The 14,052-nt window shown below is 58.2% G+C and carries 22 protein-coding genes; 14 read left to right on the plus strand and 8 right to left on the minus strand.

Annotated features, from left to right (window positions below):
- Position 1: 1 nt before the first annotated feature.
- Complete coding sequence (locus NXC24_RS07440; protein ID WP_104822717.1) at positions 2-400, minus strand: PIN domain nuclease; 399 nt, start codon at positions 398-400, stop codon at positions 2-4.
- Positions 397-597: a type II toxin-antitoxin system VapB family antitoxin gene (locus NXC24_RS07445; protein WP_104822718.1), complete on the minus strand. Its 201-nt coding sequence runs from the start codon at positions 595-597 to the stop codon at positions 397-399. Before NXC24_RS07445 ends, NXC24_RS07440 begins: the two co-directional genes overlap by 4 nt.
- Before the next feature lie 85 nt (positions 598-682).
- On the opposite strand from NXC24_RS07445, the gene NXC24_RS07450 reads away from it, so the two are divergent.
- From NXC24_RS07450 to NXC24_RS07460, 4 genes are all read left to right on the plus strand, one after another.
- On the plus strand, positions 683-1,300 hold the full coding sequence (locus NXC24_RS07450) for a GNAT family N-acetyltransferase (protein ID WP_104822719.1): 618 nt from the start codon (positions 683-685) through the stop codon (positions 1,298-1,300).
- 103 nt (positions 1,301-1,403) lie between these two features.
- Positions 1,404-2,063, plus strand: a complete 660-nt coding sequence (locus tag NXC24_RS07455) for a TetR/AcrR family transcriptional regulator (RefSeq protein WP_104822720.1) — start codon at positions 1,404-1,406, stop codon at positions 2,061-2,063.
- A gap of 129 nt (positions 2,064-2,192) precedes the next feature.
- The gene (locus NXC24_RS35445) at positions 2,193-2,366 is read left to right on the plus strand and encodes a hypothetical protein (protein ID WP_199773537.1); all 174 of its coding nucleotides are present in this window, start codon (positions 2,193-2,195) and stop codon (positions 2,364-2,366) included.
- Positions 2,363-2,695: a DUF6105 family protein gene (locus NXC24_RS07460; protein WP_104822721.1), complete on the plus strand. Its 333-nt coding sequence runs from the start codon at positions 2,363-2,365 to the stop codon at positions 2,693-2,695. Before NXC24_RS35445 ends, NXC24_RS07460 begins: the two co-directional genes overlap by 4 nt.
- Here NXC24_RS07460 and ruvX read toward each other — a convergent pair.
- Positions 2,632-3,126 carry a Holliday junction resolvase RuvX gene (gene ruvX, locus NXC24_RS07465; RefSeq protein ID WP_104822722.1) on the minus strand — a complete coding sequence of 165 codons (495 nt, stop codon included), beginning with the start codon at positions 3,124-3,126 and terminating at the stop codon, positions 2,632-2,634. The two genes, NXC24_RS07460 and ruvX, sit on opposite strands and share 64 nt — an antisense overlap.
- 118 nt (positions 3,127-3,244) lie before the next feature.
- Here ruvX and NXC24_RS07470 point away from each other — a divergent pair, with 118 nt between their 5' ends.
- The 3 genes from NXC24_RS07470 (at position 3,245) to gatA (ending at position 5,863) form a co-directional block, all read left to right on the plus strand.
- Complete coding sequence (locus NXC24_RS07470; RefSeq protein ID WP_104822723.1) at positions 3,245-3,949, plus strand: metal-dependent hydrolase; 705 nt, start codon at positions 3,245-3,247, stop codon at positions 3,947-3,949.
- A gap of 88 nt (positions 3,950-4,037) precedes the next feature.
- Positions 4,038-4,325 (plus strand): Asp-tRNA(Asn)/Glu-tRNA(Gln) amidotransferase subunit GatC, encoded by a 288-nt coding sequence (gatC, locus tag NXC24_RS07475; protein WP_104822724.1) that lies wholly within the window; start codon positions 4,038-4,040, stop codon positions 4,323-4,325.
- A gap of 56 nt (positions 4,326-4,381) precedes the next feature.
- Positions 4,382-5,863 carry an Asp-tRNA(Asn)/Glu-tRNA(Gln) amidotransferase subunit GatA gene (gatA, locus tag NXC24_RS07480; protein WP_104822725.1) on the plus strand — a complete coding sequence of 494 codons (1,482 nt, stop codon included), beginning with the start codon at positions 4,382-4,384 and terminating at the stop codon, positions 5,861-5,863.
- A gap of 74 nt (positions 5,864-5,937) precedes the next feature.
- Here gatA and NXC24_RS07485 read toward each other — a convergent pair whose 3' ends face one another.
- Positions 5,938-6,195, minus strand: a complete 258-nt coding sequence (locus NXC24_RS07485; protein WP_104825060.1) for a YjhX family toxin — start codon at positions 6,193-6,195, stop codon at positions 5,938-5,940.
- A 299-nt stretch (positions 6,196-6,494) separates the two neighbouring features.
- Between NXC24_RS07485 and NXC24_RS07490 the strand changes: the two genes are divergently transcribed.
- From NXC24_RS07490 to NXC24_RS07500, 3 genes are all read left to right on the plus strand, one after another.
- Positions 6,495-7,004, plus strand: a complete 510-nt coding sequence (locus NXC24_RS07490) for a GNAT family N-acetyltransferase (protein ID WP_104822726.1) — start codon at positions 6,495-6,497, stop codon at positions 7,002-7,004.
- Positions 7,005-7,081: 77 nt separating this feature from the next.
- Positions 7,082-8,587 carry an Asp-tRNA(Asn)/Glu-tRNA(Gln) amidotransferase subunit GatB gene (gene gatB / locus NXC24_RS07495; RefSeq protein ID WP_104822727.1) on the plus strand — a complete coding sequence of 502 codons (1,506 nt, stop codon included), beginning with the start codon at positions 7,082-7,084 and terminating at the stop codon, positions 8,585-8,587.
- Positions 8,588-8,593: 6 nt separating this feature from the next.
- Entirely contained in the window at positions 8,594-9,094 is a 501-nt protein-coding gene (locus tag NXC24_RS07500) for a GNAT family N-acetyltransferase (RefSeq protein ID WP_104822728.1), read from the plus strand.
- Here NXC24_RS07500 and NXC24_RS07505 read toward each other — a convergent pair.
- Positions 9,087-9,746 (minus strand): hypothetical protein, encoded by a 660-nt coding sequence (locus NXC24_RS07505; protein WP_104822729.1) that lies wholly within the window; start codon positions 9,744-9,746, stop codon positions 9,087-9,089. The genes NXC24_RS07500 and NXC24_RS07505 overlap by 8 nt on opposite strands.
- 53 nt (positions 9,747-9,799) lie before the next feature.
- Here NXC24_RS07505 and NXC24_RS07510 point away from each other — a divergent pair, with 53 nt between their 5' ends.
- From NXC24_RS07510 to NXC24_RS07520, 3 genes are all read left to right on the plus strand, one after another.
- Positions 9,800-10,267, plus strand: coding sequence for a GNAT family N-acetyltransferase (locus tag NXC24_RS07510; protein WP_104822730.1), 468 nt, complete (start codon positions 9,800-9,802; stop codon positions 10,265-10,267).
- A gap of 105 nt (positions 10,268-10,372) precedes the next feature.
- A complete protein-coding gene (locus NXC24_RS07515) occupies positions 10,373-10,771 on the plus strand; it encodes an NADH:ubiquinone oxidoreductase subunit NDUFA12 (protein ID WP_104822731.1) in 399 nt (132 codons plus the stop codon).
- Positions 10,772-10,875: 104 nt separating this feature from the next.
- Entirely contained in the window at positions 10,876-11,316 is a 441-nt protein-coding gene (locus NXC24_RS07520) for a DUF2155 domain-containing protein (protein ID WP_104822732.1), read from the plus strand.
- 81 nt (positions 11,317-11,397) lie between these two features.
- On the opposite strand, the gene NXC24_RS07525 is transcribed toward NXC24_RS07520, so the two are convergent.
- Positions 11,398-12,036, minus strand: a complete 639-nt coding sequence (locus tag NXC24_RS07525) for a DUF1062 domain-containing protein (RefSeq protein ID WP_104822733.1) — start codon at positions 12,034-12,036, stop codon at positions 11,398-11,400.
- 34 nt (positions 12,037-12,070) lie between these two features.
- On the opposite strand from NXC24_RS07525, the gene NXC24_RS35045 reads away from it, so the two are divergent.
- On the plus strand, positions 12,071-12,238 hold the full coding sequence (locus tag NXC24_RS35045; protein ID WP_158704431.1) for a hypothetical protein: 168 nt from the start codon (positions 12,071-12,073) through the stop codon (positions 12,236-12,238).
- Between the two features lie 163 nt (positions 12,239-12,401).
- Here NXC24_RS35045 and NXC24_RS07530 read toward each other — a convergent pair whose 3' ends face one another.
- Both NXC24_RS07530 and aat read right to left on the minus strand, forming a co-directional pair.
- Positions 12,402-13,358 carry a DUF2167 domain-containing protein gene (locus tag NXC24_RS07530; protein WP_104822734.1) on the minus strand — a complete coding sequence of 319 codons (957 nt, stop codon included), beginning with the start codon at positions 13,356-13,358 and terminating at the stop codon, positions 12,402-12,404.
- 70 nt (positions 13,359-13,428) lie between these two features.
- Positions 13,429-14,052, minus strand: coding sequence for a leucyl/phenylalanyl-tRNA--protein transferase (aat, locus tag NXC24_RS07535; protein WP_104822735.1), 624 nt, complete (start codon positions 14,050-14,052; stop codon positions 13,429-13,431).

Consider the following 14,052-nt stretch of genomic DNA (forward strand, 5'->3'; position numbering starts at 1 on the left):
TTTATCCAGCTATTTGTAGACCGAGATGCTCAGACATTGGATCGAAATCCCGATCATCGTGAAGAAGCACGTGCCCTTCCTCGATGCAGAACGTGCCGATGATGACGTCTATGGTTTTTCGTACAGTAATTCCACGCTCTCGTAGAAAACGATAGTTGCGTGCCGCTTTGACTGCAAATGCATCGTTCAGCATCGGTCGAACCGTAAATTGGCGAAGACTTCTTTCGATTAGAGCCGCATGCCGATCACCACGGGCACCCTGAAGAACTTCGAGAAGTATAAGATCTCCAACCAAAATATCGGGAGGTCCTGCTGCTATCATATTTCGGAGACGACGCACGGCTTCCGTCTCTGCGTCGCGCAAAAGGGAAATCCAAACAGAGCTATCAACGACGATCACTGTTGTCGATCTCTTCGCATCTCTTCCAGATCGCCTTCCCATCCAAGCCCTGCAAGGTCCTCGAGCGCTCGTCTCTGGCGATGCCAACGAACTACACTCCGCAGAGCTTCCTCAACGGTCGCTTTTTTTGTCGACTGTCCTGTCGCAGCCATTGCTTCTGCGATTAGCGCGTCATCAATTTCTATATTTGTTCGCATTTGCAATCTCGTGTGTATGCCAATAAAGAATTATACACATCGATCCCTGGGATCGCAAACGCGAAAGCAGCCATTGAGGGTATCCATGATCAATCTCCGCCCGGTCCAACCCGATGACATCGATCAGCTCTATATCATCTCCCTGGTCACCGGCGATGCCGGCATGGATGCCACGGCGCTCCATCGTGATGGACGGCTGATAGGGCATATTTATTCGGTGCCCTATGCGACCCTTAGCCCGGAAACCGTTTTCGTCGCCGAAGATGGGGAGGGTGTCTGCGGCTATATTGCCGGGGTCTTCGATACGGTTGCTTTCGAGGAAAGGCTGGAACGTGAGTGGTGGCCGGCGCTGCGCAAACGCTATGCGGAGCCATCCGGCGATGCTTCGACCTGGGATGCGGATCAGCAGAGAAGCTTTACGATCCACCATCCGAAGCGAGCGCCCACGGCTCTTACCGATCCGTTCCCGGCGCATATTCATATGAATCTTTTACCGCGCACGCAGGGGCAGGGCATCGGTAGCGCGCTTCTCGACAGATGGCTTTCCAATGCCCGCACCCAAGGCGTCAAGGGCGTGCATCTGGGGGCAAATATCGGTAACCACAATGGCATGCGCTTCTGGGCATCGCGCGGATTTTCCCGGCTGGAACTGCCGCCAGAATTGACATCGCAGACCACCGTCTGGTTCGGCCAATCTCTCTAATCTGTGGATTGCACAGCTTTAACTCTGTCGAAGTTCATCGGCTCGTTGTTCCCTTCTGTGCGGCTTGTTATTCACCGTCTGGTGACAGGTTGGGGCCGAGATAATGCCAAGCGCAAACGCCGTTTTGAGAAAACCGATCGAAACACCCGCCGAGCCGGAGAAGCGGGTGCGCAACCGCGCCGCCACCGAGCAGGCGATCCTGGATGCTGCGAAACGGCTCCTGGCGGAGGAAGGCTTCCAGAATTTCGGCATCAACGCGGTTGCCCGCGGTGCCGGCTGCGACAAGCAATTGATCTATCGCTACTATGGCGGTCTCGATGGCCTGGTGGAGGCGATCGGCACCGATCTCGGAAGCTGGGTGACGGATCGCATTCCCGACGATACCGGCGGCATGTTCCTGCTGACCTATGGCGACCTGATGGAACGATTGGCCCTGCTTTTCCTCGATGCATTGCGCGCCGATCCGCTGATGCGCCGCATCGTCGCGTGGGAGGTGTCCGAAAATACCGAGCAGGTGCGGCGGCTGTCGGAAGCCCGCTCGAAAGCGCTGGCTGGCTGGATAGAGCGCATGCGCGGCTCGCTTACACCGCCGAAGGGGATCGATGCGATCGGCGTCAATGCCATGATCTTCGCCGCCATCCAGCATCTCGTGCTTTCGGCGACCGTCAGCGGCCAATGCGCCGGTCTTGCCCTGAAAACGTCGAAGGACTGGGAGAAGGCCGCTACCGCCCTGAAGCGGATCGTGCGCGGCGTTTACGGCTGACATTTCAGCCGCGCAGGAGATATCCACAGCCGCGCCTGGGCGTTAACCTTAACAAATGGTTTACATTGCGCCGCAACGGTTAACTGGCCACTGTAGGTGGATAAATTGTTAACCACCGAGCGTGCAGCCATGGGGTCGAGACCCGCAAAAATCGTGTTCCTTGTCGCGGCGATGATGTTCTTCGCCGTACTGGCACTCGACATAGCGGTACCGGCACTGGTTTTGAGCGCCATGGCACTGTCGAACTGGCTTGTCCTTTCGACTGAAGCGACGCAATACCCGCGTCGAAGGGAAACCGCATGAAGTGGTTGCTGATATGCTGGGCCGCACCCGTCTCGTTTCTCGGGGCGTGGTACTATCTTTCCTACTACGACATGAGTTTCGGCGTCTTCATGTTCACGCGGCAGATGCACGATCTCGTTTTTGATATCTACGGCAAGATCCTCGGCATCCCGCCCGAAACCATTCCGCCGCTGGTCGCCCGCGCCATCGCTTTCGACAGCCTGCTGGTCTTCGCCATCATAGGCTTCCGCAAGCGCGCCGTTATCCTGGAATGGTGGAAGAGCCGTCAGGTCTCGAGATCGGGAAAAACCGGCCTGCCGAGTGCCGAAAGCCTGTCCAAGGCGCCCTGAAGAATGAAGCTTGCGGCTGCCGAGTCGATGCGCTCGGCGCGTTTCGCACGCGAGACGTCCATTTCCAGCAGCGCCCGCTCAGCGGCGACCGTCGACAGCCGCTCATCCCAGAAGACGAAGGGCAGGTCGGTCTTGTCAGCCATGCTGCGCACGAAGGCCCGTGTCGCCTGCACGCGCGGCCCTGCCGAACCATCCATGTTCATCGGCAGGCCGATGACGAAGGCCGCGACTTTCTCCTTTTCAGCGAAGGAAAGCAGCACCTGCGCATCCTGGGTGAACTTCACACGCTTGATCACCGGGCGCGGCGTGGCAAACCGCCGGCCGAGATCGGACATGGCGAGCCCGATGGTCTTGGTGCCGAGATCGAGCCCGGCGATCGGCTGGCCGGGCAGGAGCATCACGGCGAGGTCTTCGATGGTCAGCGTCGTCATCAGGCTATCGTCCCCCGTCAAAACAAATTGAAGTCCGCACCGCTTTTCTTTGTGACGGTTTCGGATATGTCCTAAGACACCAGTCTTGCATTAGAAATCAAGTATTAAGGAGAAATCCATGAAGATCACTTGGCTCGGCCACTCCGCCTTTCGCATCGAAACGGCCAAGGCCAAAATCCTTATCGATCCGTTCCTGACCTATAATTCGTCCTTTGCCGGCCTCGATATGAAGGACGCCACCGCGGGCATCACCCACATCCTCTTGACCCATGGTCATGGCGATCACGTCGGCGACACTATTCAGATCGCCAAGGACACCGGCGCCGTCGTTCTCGCCAATGCCGATCTCGCCGCCTGGCTCGGCAGCAAGGGTGTCGAGAAGCTGGAAATGGGCAATACCGGCGGCACCATCTCTTTGGGTAGCTTCTCGGCGACCTTCACCAACGCGCTGCACTCCTCTGCCCAACTCACTGAGGACGGTGTTTCGCATTCTCTCGGCAACGCGAACGGCCTGATGCTGCATTTCGACGACGAGCCGACGCTGTTCCACATGGGCGATACGGACATCTTTTCCGATATGGCCCTGATCAACGAACTGCATCAGCCTGATATCGGCATCGTGCCGATCGGTGACCGCTTCACCATGGGCGGCGCGGTTGCCGCGCTCGCCTGCCAGCGCTACTTCAACTTCAAGACCGCCATTCCCTGCCACTACGGCACTTTCCCGATCATCGACCAGACGCCGGAAAAGTTCATCGCCGGCCTGGAAGGTTCGAAGACGGCCGTCGCGGCACCGAAGCCGGGCGGCAGCGTTTCCGCCTGACAAAAGTACGTTGCGTATGGCGGACATGGCCTTTATAGCGTGGTGAAAATCAATTGTTTGTTGATTAATCAACTATCCGGAGAATGCCATGTCCGTCGATCTCGCCACCGTCAAACGCGTCGCCCATCTTGCGCGTATCGCCGTCAATGAGGACGAAGCACAGCGGATGATGGGCGAGTTGAACGGCATTCTGGGCTTCGTCGAGCAGCTTTCCGAAGTGAATGTCGATGGTGTAGAAGCCATGACCTCCGTCACGCCGATGGCGATGAAGAAGCGGACGGATGGTGTCACCGATGGCAGCAAGGCCTCCGACATCGTCGCCAATGCGCCGAATACCGATCAGAATTTCTTCCTCGTTCCCAAAGTTGTTGAATAACGGCCGCACGAGCCTGTTCCGACCCATTGCCCTCATTAGATCTGAAGCGAAACAAGATGAGTGAACTGACCAGCCTGACCATCGCCGAAGCTCGCGACAAACTGCGCGCCAAGGATATCACCGCCACCGAATTGACCGAGGCCTATCTTTCGGCGATCGAGGCGGCCAATGCTCAGTTCAATGCCTATGTGAAGGTGACGCCGCAAAAGGCGCTTGCAATGGCCAAGGTCTCGGACGCCCGCCTTGCTGAAGGCAAAGCCGGCGCGCTGGAAGGCATTCCGCTCGGCATCAAGGACCTGTTCGGCACCGAAGGCATTCATACGCAGGCCTGCAGCCACATCCTGGACGGCTTCGAGCCGCACTATGAATCGACTGTCACGCAGAACCTCTGGAACGACGGTGCTGTCATGCTGGGCAAGCTCAACATGGATGAGTTCGCCATGGGCTCCTCCAACGAGACCTCCTATTACGGCCCCGTGATCAACCCCTGGCGCGCCGCAGGCTCCAACCAGCAGCTCGTTCCCGGGGGCTCCTCGGGCGGTTCGGCCGCTGCCGTTGCCGCGCATCTCTGCGCGGGCGCCACCGCTACTGACACCGGCGGCTCCATTCGCCAGCCCGCCGCCTTCACCGGCACGGTCGGCATCAAGCCGACCTATGGCCGCTGCTCGCGCTGGGGCATCGTCGCCTTCGCCTCGTCGCTCGACCAGGCTGGCCCGATCGCTCGCGATGTTCGCGACGCTGCCATCCTGCTGAAGTCGATGGCGAGCGTTGATGCCAAAGATACGACCTCCGTCGATCTGCCCGTGCCGGATTACGAAGCCTCGCTGGGTAAATCGCTCAAGGGCATGAAGATCGGCATCCCGAACGAATACCGTGTCGACGGCATGCCGGAAGAGATCGAGACTCTTTGGCAGCAGGGCATCGCCTGGCTGAAGGATGCCGGCGCCGAGATCGTCAACATCTCCCTGCCGCACACGAAATATGCCCTGCCGGCCTATTACATCGTTGCGCCTGCCGAGGCGTCCTCGAACCTCGCCCGTTACGACGGCGTGCGCTATGGCCTGCGCGTCGACGGCGAGAATATCGTCGACATGTACGAGAAGACGCGCGCTGCCGGCTTCGGCCAGGAAGTCAAGCGCCGCATCATGATCGGCACTTACGTGCTCTCGGCCGGCTATTACGACGCCTATTATCTGCGTGCCCAGAAGGTCCGCACGCTGATCAAGCGCGATTTCGAACTCGCCTTCCACGCCGGCGTCGACGCCATCCTGACGCCCGCCACGCCGTCTTCGGCCTTCGGCATCGCCGACGAAAACTTGGCTTCCGATCCGGTCAAGATGTACCTCAACGACATCTTCACGGTGACGGTCAACATGGCCGGTCTCCCCGGCATCGCCGTCCCCGCCGGCCTCGACCCGAAGGGCCTGCCGCTCGGCCTGCAACTCATCGGCAAGCCATTCGACGAGGAAACCCTGTTCAAGACCGCCCACGTCATCGAACAGGCTGCCGGCAAGTTCACGCCGGCGAAGTGGTGGTAAGCAGCGATTAGCGCCCAACATCAAAGCGGCAAAGGATAAAGTGGAGCCTGACAAGGGCTCCACTTTCGTCAGTTTTACCTATTATCCAACTGCGCCCTCACTAGCCTCAGTCCCTGTTCGGTAATCTGATAAGGATGACCGCCCGAGGATTTGATGGCTCTTAGGCGTTTGAGTTTGCGGAAGAGATCGAGGCCGAAGCCGGGATAGAGCCAGCCGTCGCGTGTGAAGCAGCGGACCGTCTCGATCTTCTTGTTTTCGGCGCGGTTGATTTCAATGCGCCCGCCTTGGGCGAGCAGATGCAGGATGCGCTGTTCGGCGCGCGAAATATCCATGGTTTTCAAGATCCGGAAAGCGCCGTAAGGCGCGACAAAACGATCCGACATTCCCTTGCGGAAAGTCGGGGCTTCGTTTCGGGCCCAGCGCGCAAGAAGACTTGCGGGCGGGGCCTTTACCGGGTCTGAGAAAAGGTGGACATCAAGACTCCATTGATGCGCCATATCTAAAGCAGGTTGTACCCGCCGGTCAAGTTTCACCCTCGTTAAACATAGGCCGCCATCCAGCGCCCGTTCTCATTTGGTGGCTGGAAAAAGCCCTTTTCCGGTGTTTTACTGCTGAAAACGGCGGGGGCCTGATGATCCACATTCGCAACGCGCACGAAGGAGAGATGGAGATATTGGCCAATATCGGCCTGCGCTCATGGCAGGCGGCCATGGGGTCGATCGGCGGCACGGACGCGCTGCTCGAAAGTGCCAGCGAAGCCTTCTCGAACTTCACCCGCGGCGCCTGGCTGACGATCACGGTCGTGGAGCTGAACGGAGTGGTTACCGGTTGGGCAGCCCGTGAAGCCTTGGACGAGAATATCTCCGATTTCTGGATCGATCCCGATCATCTGCGGCAGGGACTTGGTTCGGCGCTGCTGGCGCAGATCGAAAAGGATGTTCGGGAGCAGGGGTTGGAGAAGATCGCGGTGCAGACCCACGCCGAAAACAGCGATGCGATCGAATTCTTCAAGGCACACGGCTATGCCATTCATTGGCTTTCCGTCGACTATTCTCCGAAGCTCGATCGCGACGTGCCGACGGTCGGACTTTCGAAAGCGCTGCTCGATAGCGACGACGGGACGTATGGCGCGGGCTTATAGGTGCTGAAAGTCTTGCGCCGCACCGCCAATTGCTCTACCTCACAAAGTTCAGAAGAACAGCATTTCAAGAGCCTCTCATGACCATTGTCGACGTTCGTACGCCAGATCCGAAGCGCTTCATTCCCGGTGCCACCGGCGATTGGGAAGTTATTGTCGGAATGGAAGTCCATGCCCAGGTGCTGAGCAAATCCAAGCTCTTCTCCGGTGCTTCGACCGAGTTCGGCAAGCCGCAGAATTCCAACGTCTCGCTGGTCGATGCCGCCATGCCCGGCATGCTGCCGGTCATCAATGAGGAATGCGTCAGGCAGGCCGTGCGCACCGGCCTCGGCCTGAAGGCTCAGATCAACAAGCGCTCGGTCTTCGACCGCAAGAACTATTTCTATCCGGACCTGCCGCAGGGCTATCAGATCTCGCAGTACAAGGACCCGATCGTCGGCGAAGGCAAGATCGTCATCTCGCTCGGTCCGGATCGCCAGGGTCAGTTCGAGGACATCGAGATCGGCATCGAGCGCCTGCATCTGGAGCAGGACGCCGGCAAGTCCATGCACGACCAGCACGCCACTATGTCCTATGTCGACCTCAACCGTTCCGGCGTGGCGCTGATGGAAATCGTCTCCAAGCCGGACATGCGCTCGTCGGATGAGGCGAAGGCCTATATGACCAAGCTGCGCTCGATCGTACGTTATCTCGGCACCTGCGACGGCAATATGGATGAAGGTTCCATGCGCGCCGACGTCAATGTCTCTGTCCGTCGTCCGGGCGGCGAGTTCGGCACACGCTGCGAAATCAAGAACGTCAACTCCATCCGCTTCATTGGACAGGCGATCGAGGCCGAGGCGGTCCGGCAGATCCGTATTTTGGAAGACGGTGGGGTGATCGAGCAGGAAACGCGCCTCTTCGACCCGAACAAGGGTGAAACCCGCTCCATGCGCTCCAAGGAGGATGCACACGACTACCGTTATTTCCCCGATCCGGACCTGCTGCCGCTCGAATTCGACGACGCTTTCGTCGAGGAACTCGCAGCCGATCTGCCGGAGCTGCCTGACGACAAGAAGGAGCGTTTCGTCCGCGAGCTCGGTCTCTCGATCTACGATGCCTCCGTGCTTGTCTCGGAAAAGGCGATTGCCGATTATTTCGAGGCCGTCGCTGCCGGTCGCGATGGCAAGATCGCAGCAAACTGGGTGATCAACGACTTGCTGGGCGCCTTGAACAAAACCGGCAAAACCATTGAGGAGACTCCGGTTTCGCCCGCCCAGCTCGGCGCCATCATCGACCTGATCAAGGCCGAAACCATCTCTGGCAAGATCGCCAAGGACCTGTTCGAGATCGTGCTTACCGAAGGCGGCGATCCCATGGAGATCGTCGAAGCTCGCGGTATGAAGCAGGTCACCGACACCGGCGCCATCGAGAAGGCGGTTGACGAGATCATCGCCGCCAATCCGGATCAGGTCGCCAAGGTCAAGGCCAAGCCGACGCTTGCCGGCTGGTTCGTCGGCCAGGTGATGAAGTCGACCGGCGGCAAGGCCAATCCGCAGGCGGTACAAGCCCTCGTCAAGGCCAAGCTCGGCATCGAAGAGGAATAGGCGCCCGTGTATTTCGTCCGCACGGCCGGCGAACAGGATCTCGGGAAGGTCCGTGACCTTCTCGTAGAGACCTGGCATGCCGCCTATGATCGGCACTACGGCGCGGCGAAGGTCAATGAACTGATCGAGTTTCTGCTTTCGCCGGCCAAGCTGAAAGCGCGGTTGGCGAAGCGGCAATCCGAGTTTCTGGTCGCCGATAATGGCGAGGATATTGGCGGCATGGGTTATGCCGTCATGTCCGAGCAGATGACCAAGACCGTTCTCCTGCACATGCTCTATGTCCGTCCGTCACTGCAACGCAACGGCATCGGCCGCGACATCTTCGCCGAGCTGGAAACCTGCTTTCCGGACGCCGAGGTCATGCGCCTCGACGTCGAGCCAGAAAATGCCGAAGCGATCGCCTTCTACAAAGCCCACGGCTTCACCGAGGTCGGCCGCAACGAGAATGCTGCCCCGGGGCAGTCGGGTATTCCGGCGCTGGTGTTTGAGAAGCGGCTGGCTACGTAACTAGAGTAGCGGATGCAATGTCCGCGCACTGCTTGTGAAACGCCACCATGAGATCAAGAAGTTCCTTCCTTGAAGCCAAAAGATTTGCCATCGCGATATAAACTCGCTGTGTACCGTCTCGGTTGTCTTTTATCCGAAGTCTCGCAGCGGGCGTCGTTTGCTCCAGGCGTACGCCAGAATGCAGCCAGAGCTTGATACTACGTCTATCCCTATATTCGAACAGGCTGAAATCGCTTGGAATTGTTACTTTCCCATACATTCCAGACATGGCCAGGAGGCGCGGAATACCGCGAGAGATTAGACGGACGATCTCTTCATTAGGAGTCCGCGGTTTAAATTTCAGGGCGTCCACATCGATGCGTTCTACTGCGGACCACGGAATGAAACCCAGTCCAAATCGGCTGTCCAATATGCCTTCCGGCCCGATGGTCACGATGGCACTCTTGGATTGCGAGGTAATTATTCGAAGCGCGACAACCACATAGAAGGATACCGGCAACAAAATTAAAATTAAAAGAAGCTTCAATGCAGTGTCGGCGTTTGACACTATGATCATAAACAAAAGCAGCAGCATTAGGGATATTTGCAGGAATGTTTTCAGGTGGAGTTCCGGCATAAAGTATTGAAATGAGTGAGTTTCGCTCGCAGACATTCGGCCCTTCCGAGTAACAGCGTTGCCGTTAAGCTAGACGTAGGTACAACACATTGCCCTCACAAGAACTACTTATCCGCGAAGCAAAAGAATCCGATCTCCCTTCCTTAATCGCCCTCTTCGCCGCCGATGCTCTCGGCGGTCACGCCGACACGACCGATCCCACCGCTTACGAGGATTACCTCCGCGCCTTCCGGACCATCCAATCCTCGCCGGATCAGGCGCTCTATGTCGCCGAGCTGGCGGGCGAGGTCGTCGGCACGTTCCAGACCATGATCACGACATCGCTGACCGGCCGCGGCTCCTCGTCGATGATCATCGAGGCCGTCCAGACGCGGAGCGATCTGCGCGGGCAGGGGATCGGTGCCATGATGATCAATTTTTGCATTGCCGAGGCAAAAGGCCGCGGCGTGCGGCTCGTGCAACTAACCTCGAACGCCCTTCGCAAGGATGCCCATCGTTTCTATGAGAGATTGGGTTTCAAGCCGAGCCATCTCGGCTTCAAGATGGCCTTGAAATGAAGCGCGTTTCCCATGCGAATCTCTGGACAATCCGTTTGTCAGACGGCATAAGCAAACGATCGAATTCTGGTTTCGCCTGCTCCCAACGGGCACAAGGATAAAGACATGTGGAATTTACTCGTGCAAACCTTCACTTGGTGGAATGGTCAGACGATGGGCACCCGCTTTGCGACCTGGCGGTTCGGCAAGCGCGTCGGCGAGGATGAATTCGGCAATGTCTACTACGAGGGCGGCATGTCCTCCTACGGCCTTCCGAAGCGCTGGGTGATCTACAAGGGTTATGCCGAGGCGTCCGCTATTCCTCCGGGCTGGCACGGCTGGATGCATCACCGCACCGACGTTCCGCCGACCAAGGACAATTACGTCGCCAAGGAATGGCAGAAGGCGCACCGCGCCAATCCGACGGGTTCGCCGCAGGCCTATCGTCCGCCCGGCTCGCTGTCCGTTGCCGGCGAACGTCCGCGCGTGACCGGCGATTACGACGCCTGGACGCCCGGCAACTGAGCCTAGAGGGCCGGCCCGTCCTTTGGCCACAATTGGCCTTTAGGCGCAGAACTTGCCGGCTCGTGCTCGGCGCTTTGACCGAGACCAAGCGGAGATTGGCGGATATGACGTTTTTCACGCGGAGCGCTTCTTTGCGTGCGATATCGGGAGTGGCGCTTGCCTTTGCTGCGGGCGTCTTTTTGCCGCCGTCCGCCGAGGCTGCCCGCATCTCCAACCCCGTCGCCGTCTTCTCCGGCCTCGACAAGATCACCGGCCGCATCACCACGTTCGATGTCTACATCAACGAGACCGTGCAGTTCGGCGCGCTGCAGGTGACGCCGAAGGCTTGCTATTCCCGTGACGATACCGAGCAGCAGAAGGTCGACGGCTTTGTCGAGGTGGACGAGATCACCCTCGACCGCCGCATCCGCCGCATCTTCACCGGCTGGATGTTCGCCGACAGCCCGGGCCTCAACGCCGTTGAACATCCGATCTATGACGTCTGGCTGAAAGAGTGCAAGCAGAAGTCGGACATCCCGCCGCCGGACAGCGCCGGCGCCAAGTAACATATTCCTCTTCAGCCATAGCAATGCCGCAAGATTGGCGCGCGAAGGTCAATTCGTCGCGAGCAATCCTACGGCATCCGGTCAGCTGATCTCTTTGCCCAAAACGGCGGCTTTCCAGATCAAATGTCGATCGGCCTCGTCAGAGAGATCGATGACGATGCATGAGCCATTCTTGATCCTACGCCGCATCGCATCGGCGCGATCCGTATGCACCCGAAGTTTCGCGTCTTCGTGCAGAGCCTGAAGCCGGGAGCGTGAGACGTTGAGTTCAGAGGCAAGCAGGCGATCGAGACGGACGTTGAAAGGAAGCGTAACCGCCAGATCGATTTCCAGCATTGTCCAGCAATCCGGTTCGCTCAGTATCTCTTTTTCAACATCTGCATCGGCAAATTCGTCGATGCGTTGGGTCTTGCGCCGCAGCGCATCGAGATCGAATTCTCTGGCTCGTATCCAGTCGGAATCGTTGCCTTGCAGCGCTTCCAGAACAAGCGGATCAAGATCACGAATGGTCTGGCGCTCGAAGAGCGTCCGGTTCCATGTCTTGTCGCAGTCCACGCATTTATAGACGAGCCAGGCGTCGAGTTTCTTGCCGTTGGCGTTGAGTCTGGTCTTGCCGCTGGACTTGAAAGGCTTGGGGCAGCCGCATCCGCTGCAGACGATCCATGGTTGAGGGGCAGTTCGAGGATTGATGGTCCATCGGACCTTGAGACTGTTGCACATACCGTCTTGGTCTTCCGTTCGGAAGTTCACCAAGTTGGCGGTAAGACAAGCCCATTACGGGCGCGGCGTGGCGATGTTTCGGACGGCTGAAGAGCTGAGACAGCAATGGCTGCGCATGGCGCATTTCAACAATGCCAAACCGGTCTCAGGCCACCACCCGATGAACATGATCATACATCCGGCGGCGATGAAGCTGCCCTGACATACGGGGTGAAATTGGATGAGACCGGTATTTACGACGGCAAAGTAGAACCTCAATGCACCAACGCTCTTCAAACGAGCGTTAGCAGATTAAAACGCGGATTTGAAGCCGTGACGCACTGGAGGCCAACGGCCTTTCTCTACACCAGCCGGCCGGACCGCGCTCAAGCGTCGGTGCTTTTATCCCGGCGAAACAGGCCAAGAATCTTGCGCCCCAAGGCGGCAATGCCGGCGATGATGACGATCAGCCCTTTCTTCAATGCCAGGAGCGCTACGCCGAAGCTTTTGAAAAAGCCGAGGACGACGGCCAGAAAGCCGAGTTTTGCTGCAATCTTCACGCCGGCACCGGCCGCGATCATTCCCGCCATGCTGTAGGCGGCGATCTTGTCGCCGTTGACAAAGTCGGCATAGCGCTTGCCGCTGTCATATTGCACGGTGTTGATGACATTCGGGATGGCATTGTTGATTTCCTGCAATTGGTTGAGGCCGGCTACGAAATCGAGCTCCATGACGCCTTCGCGACCGAGCACGCGCACCGAATAGTTCAACGTATGCGGACCACTGGGGTCCTTGCCGAAGACCAGGTCGCGCGCCCAGTGGAGTGCATGGGTTGCCTTGTCATAGTGCGGTGGTTCAGCCCAGCCGACCAGAGTGATCGAAGGGTAGCCTTGCTTCTCGCGTTCGGGATTGTCTCCTTTGATCGCGTCCTGGATTTGTTTCAGCAACGCGTTGTAGTCTGTCGACGCGGCGTCATCGTCGGAGACATGGCCGCCATTGTCATATTCGACGACCGCACCCCAGGTACGCTGATCCGTCGGCGCATATTTCGCCGGGAAGATCATGCCGAGCGTACCTTCGGCGGCATTGCCCGGATTGCCCCAAAGCTGAACCAGTACTTTTCGTGTATCGGCCGGATTGAGATAGTAGAACTGATCGGAAACGTTCAGCGTCGCATTGGCGCCGGGCAATTTGATCGGTCCCTGCTGGAAGTCGATGGTCTTCAGTATGGCTCCCGCGCCGCCCTCGGGCGCGTCGGTGCCGAACATGTCGTGAAAGGATTTGGCCTCGGCCTGCGTTGCGACCAGTGCGGCGAGAAAGGCGATTGCAAGATATGTTTTCAAGATACTACCCCCGGCTGTTGTGCCGAACGTAGCGGATTTCTGGTTTAAATCAACGTATGTACGTGGGTTCTCAACCGTTGGAGAAGCTCAGATTGGGCGATTCCATCGCTTTCTCGAGCATCCTTGTATATTGATCCTTTGGCACGTCGATCGCGCCGAATGTCCTCAGATGCTCGGTGGTGAATTGAGTATCGAGGAGGGTGAAGCCGCGCTGCTTGAGGCGCTCGACCAGATAGACAAGACAGATCTTCGAGGCGTCGGTGCGGCGTGAAAACATGCTCTCCCCGAAGAAGGCCGAGCCTAGCGATACGCCATAGAGCCCACCGACCAGTTTGCTGCCCTCCCAAGCCTCAACGGAGTGCGCATGGCCGATATGGTTGAGGGTCGAATAGAGCGACTTGATGGTCTTGTTGATCCAGGTGCTTGGCCGGCCGCTGGTATGCTCAGCGCAGGCGGCGATAACGGCATCGAAATCCGTGTTGAAACGAATATCGAAGGGCTTGCGACGGATCGTTTTCGTCAGGCTTTTCGAAATGTGGAAAGTGTCGAGCGGCAGCACGCCCCGCAGTTCGGGTTCGACCCAGAAGATTTCCGGATCGTCAGCCGATTCCGCCATGGGGAAGAGACCGATGGAATAGGCGCGCAGCAGAATTTCCGGAGTAATGCCAGGATTTCTGCCGCGCGGCCCTGCCAT

The sequence above is a fragment of the Rhizobium sp. NXC24 genome (assembly GCF_002944315.1).
In the GTDB taxonomy this organism is placed as follows: Bacteria; Pseudomonadota; Alphaproteobacteria; order Rhizobiales; family Rhizobiaceae; genus Rhizobium.

Coding starts and splice junctions, on each gene's coding strand:
- NXC24_RS07490 (WP_104822726.1), top strand. CDS start 6,495: ATGATCCACATTCGCAACGCGCACGAAGGAGAGATGGAGATATTGGCC.
- aat (WP_104822735.1), bottom strand. CDS start 14,052: ATGGCAGGGCCGCGCGGCAGAAATCCTGGCATTACTCCGGAAATTCTG.
- gatA (WP_104822725.1), top strand. CDS start 4,382: ATGAGTGAACTGACCAGCCTGACCATCGCCGAAGCTCGCGACAAACTG.
- NXC24_RS07455 (WP_104822720.1), top strand. CDS start 1,404: ATGCCAAGCGCAAACGCCGTTTTGAGAAAACCGATCGAAACACCCGCC.
- NXC24_RS35445 (WP_199773537.1), top strand. CDS start 2,193: ATGGGGTCGAGACCCGCAAAAATCGTGTTCCTTGTCGCGGCGATGATG.
- NXC24_RS07525 (WP_104822733.1), bottom strand. CDS start 12,036: ATGTGCAACAGTCTCAAGGTCCGATGGACCATCAATCCTCGAACTGCC.
- NXC24_RS07445 (WP_104822718.1), bottom strand. CDS start 597: ATGCGAACAAATATAGAAATTGATGACGCGCTAATCGCAGAAGCAATG.
- NXC24_RS07515 (WP_104822731.1), top strand. CDS start 10,373: ATGTGGAATTTACTCGTGCAAACCTTCACTTGGTGGAATGGTCAGACG.
- ruvX (WP_104822722.1), bottom strand. CDS start 3,126: ATGACGACGCTGACCATCGAAGACCTCGCCGTGATGCTCCTGCCCGGC.
- NXC24_RS07470 (WP_104822723.1), top strand. CDS start 3,245: ATGAAGATCACTTGGCTCGGCCACTCCGCCTTTCGCATCGAAACGGCC.
- gatC (WP_104822724.1), top strand. CDS start 4,038: ATGTCCGTCGATCTCGCCACCGTCAAACGCGTCGCCCATCTTGCGCGT.
- NXC24_RS07460 (WP_104822721.1), top strand. CDS start 2,363: ATGAAGTGGTTGCTGATATGCTGGGCCGCACCCGTCTCGTTTCTCGGG.
- NXC24_RS07505 (WP_104822729.1), bottom strand. CDS start 9,746: ATGTCTGCGAGCGAAACTCACTCATTTCAATACTTTATGCCGGAACTC.
- NXC24_RS07485 (WP_104825060.1), bottom strand. CDS start 6,195: ATGGATATTTCGCGCGCCGAACAGCGCATCCTGCATCTGCTCGCCCAA.
- gatB (WP_104822727.1), top strand. CDS start 7,082: ATGACCATTGTCGACGTTCGTACGCCAGATCCGAAGCGCTTCATTCCC.
- NXC24_RS07520 (WP_104822732.1), top strand. CDS start 10,876: ATGACGTTTTTCACGCGGAGCGCTTCTTTGCGTGCGATATCGGGAGTG.
- NXC24_RS07450 (WP_104822719.1), top strand. CDS start 683: ATGATCAATCTCCGCCCGGTCCAACCCGATGACATCGATCAGCTCTAT.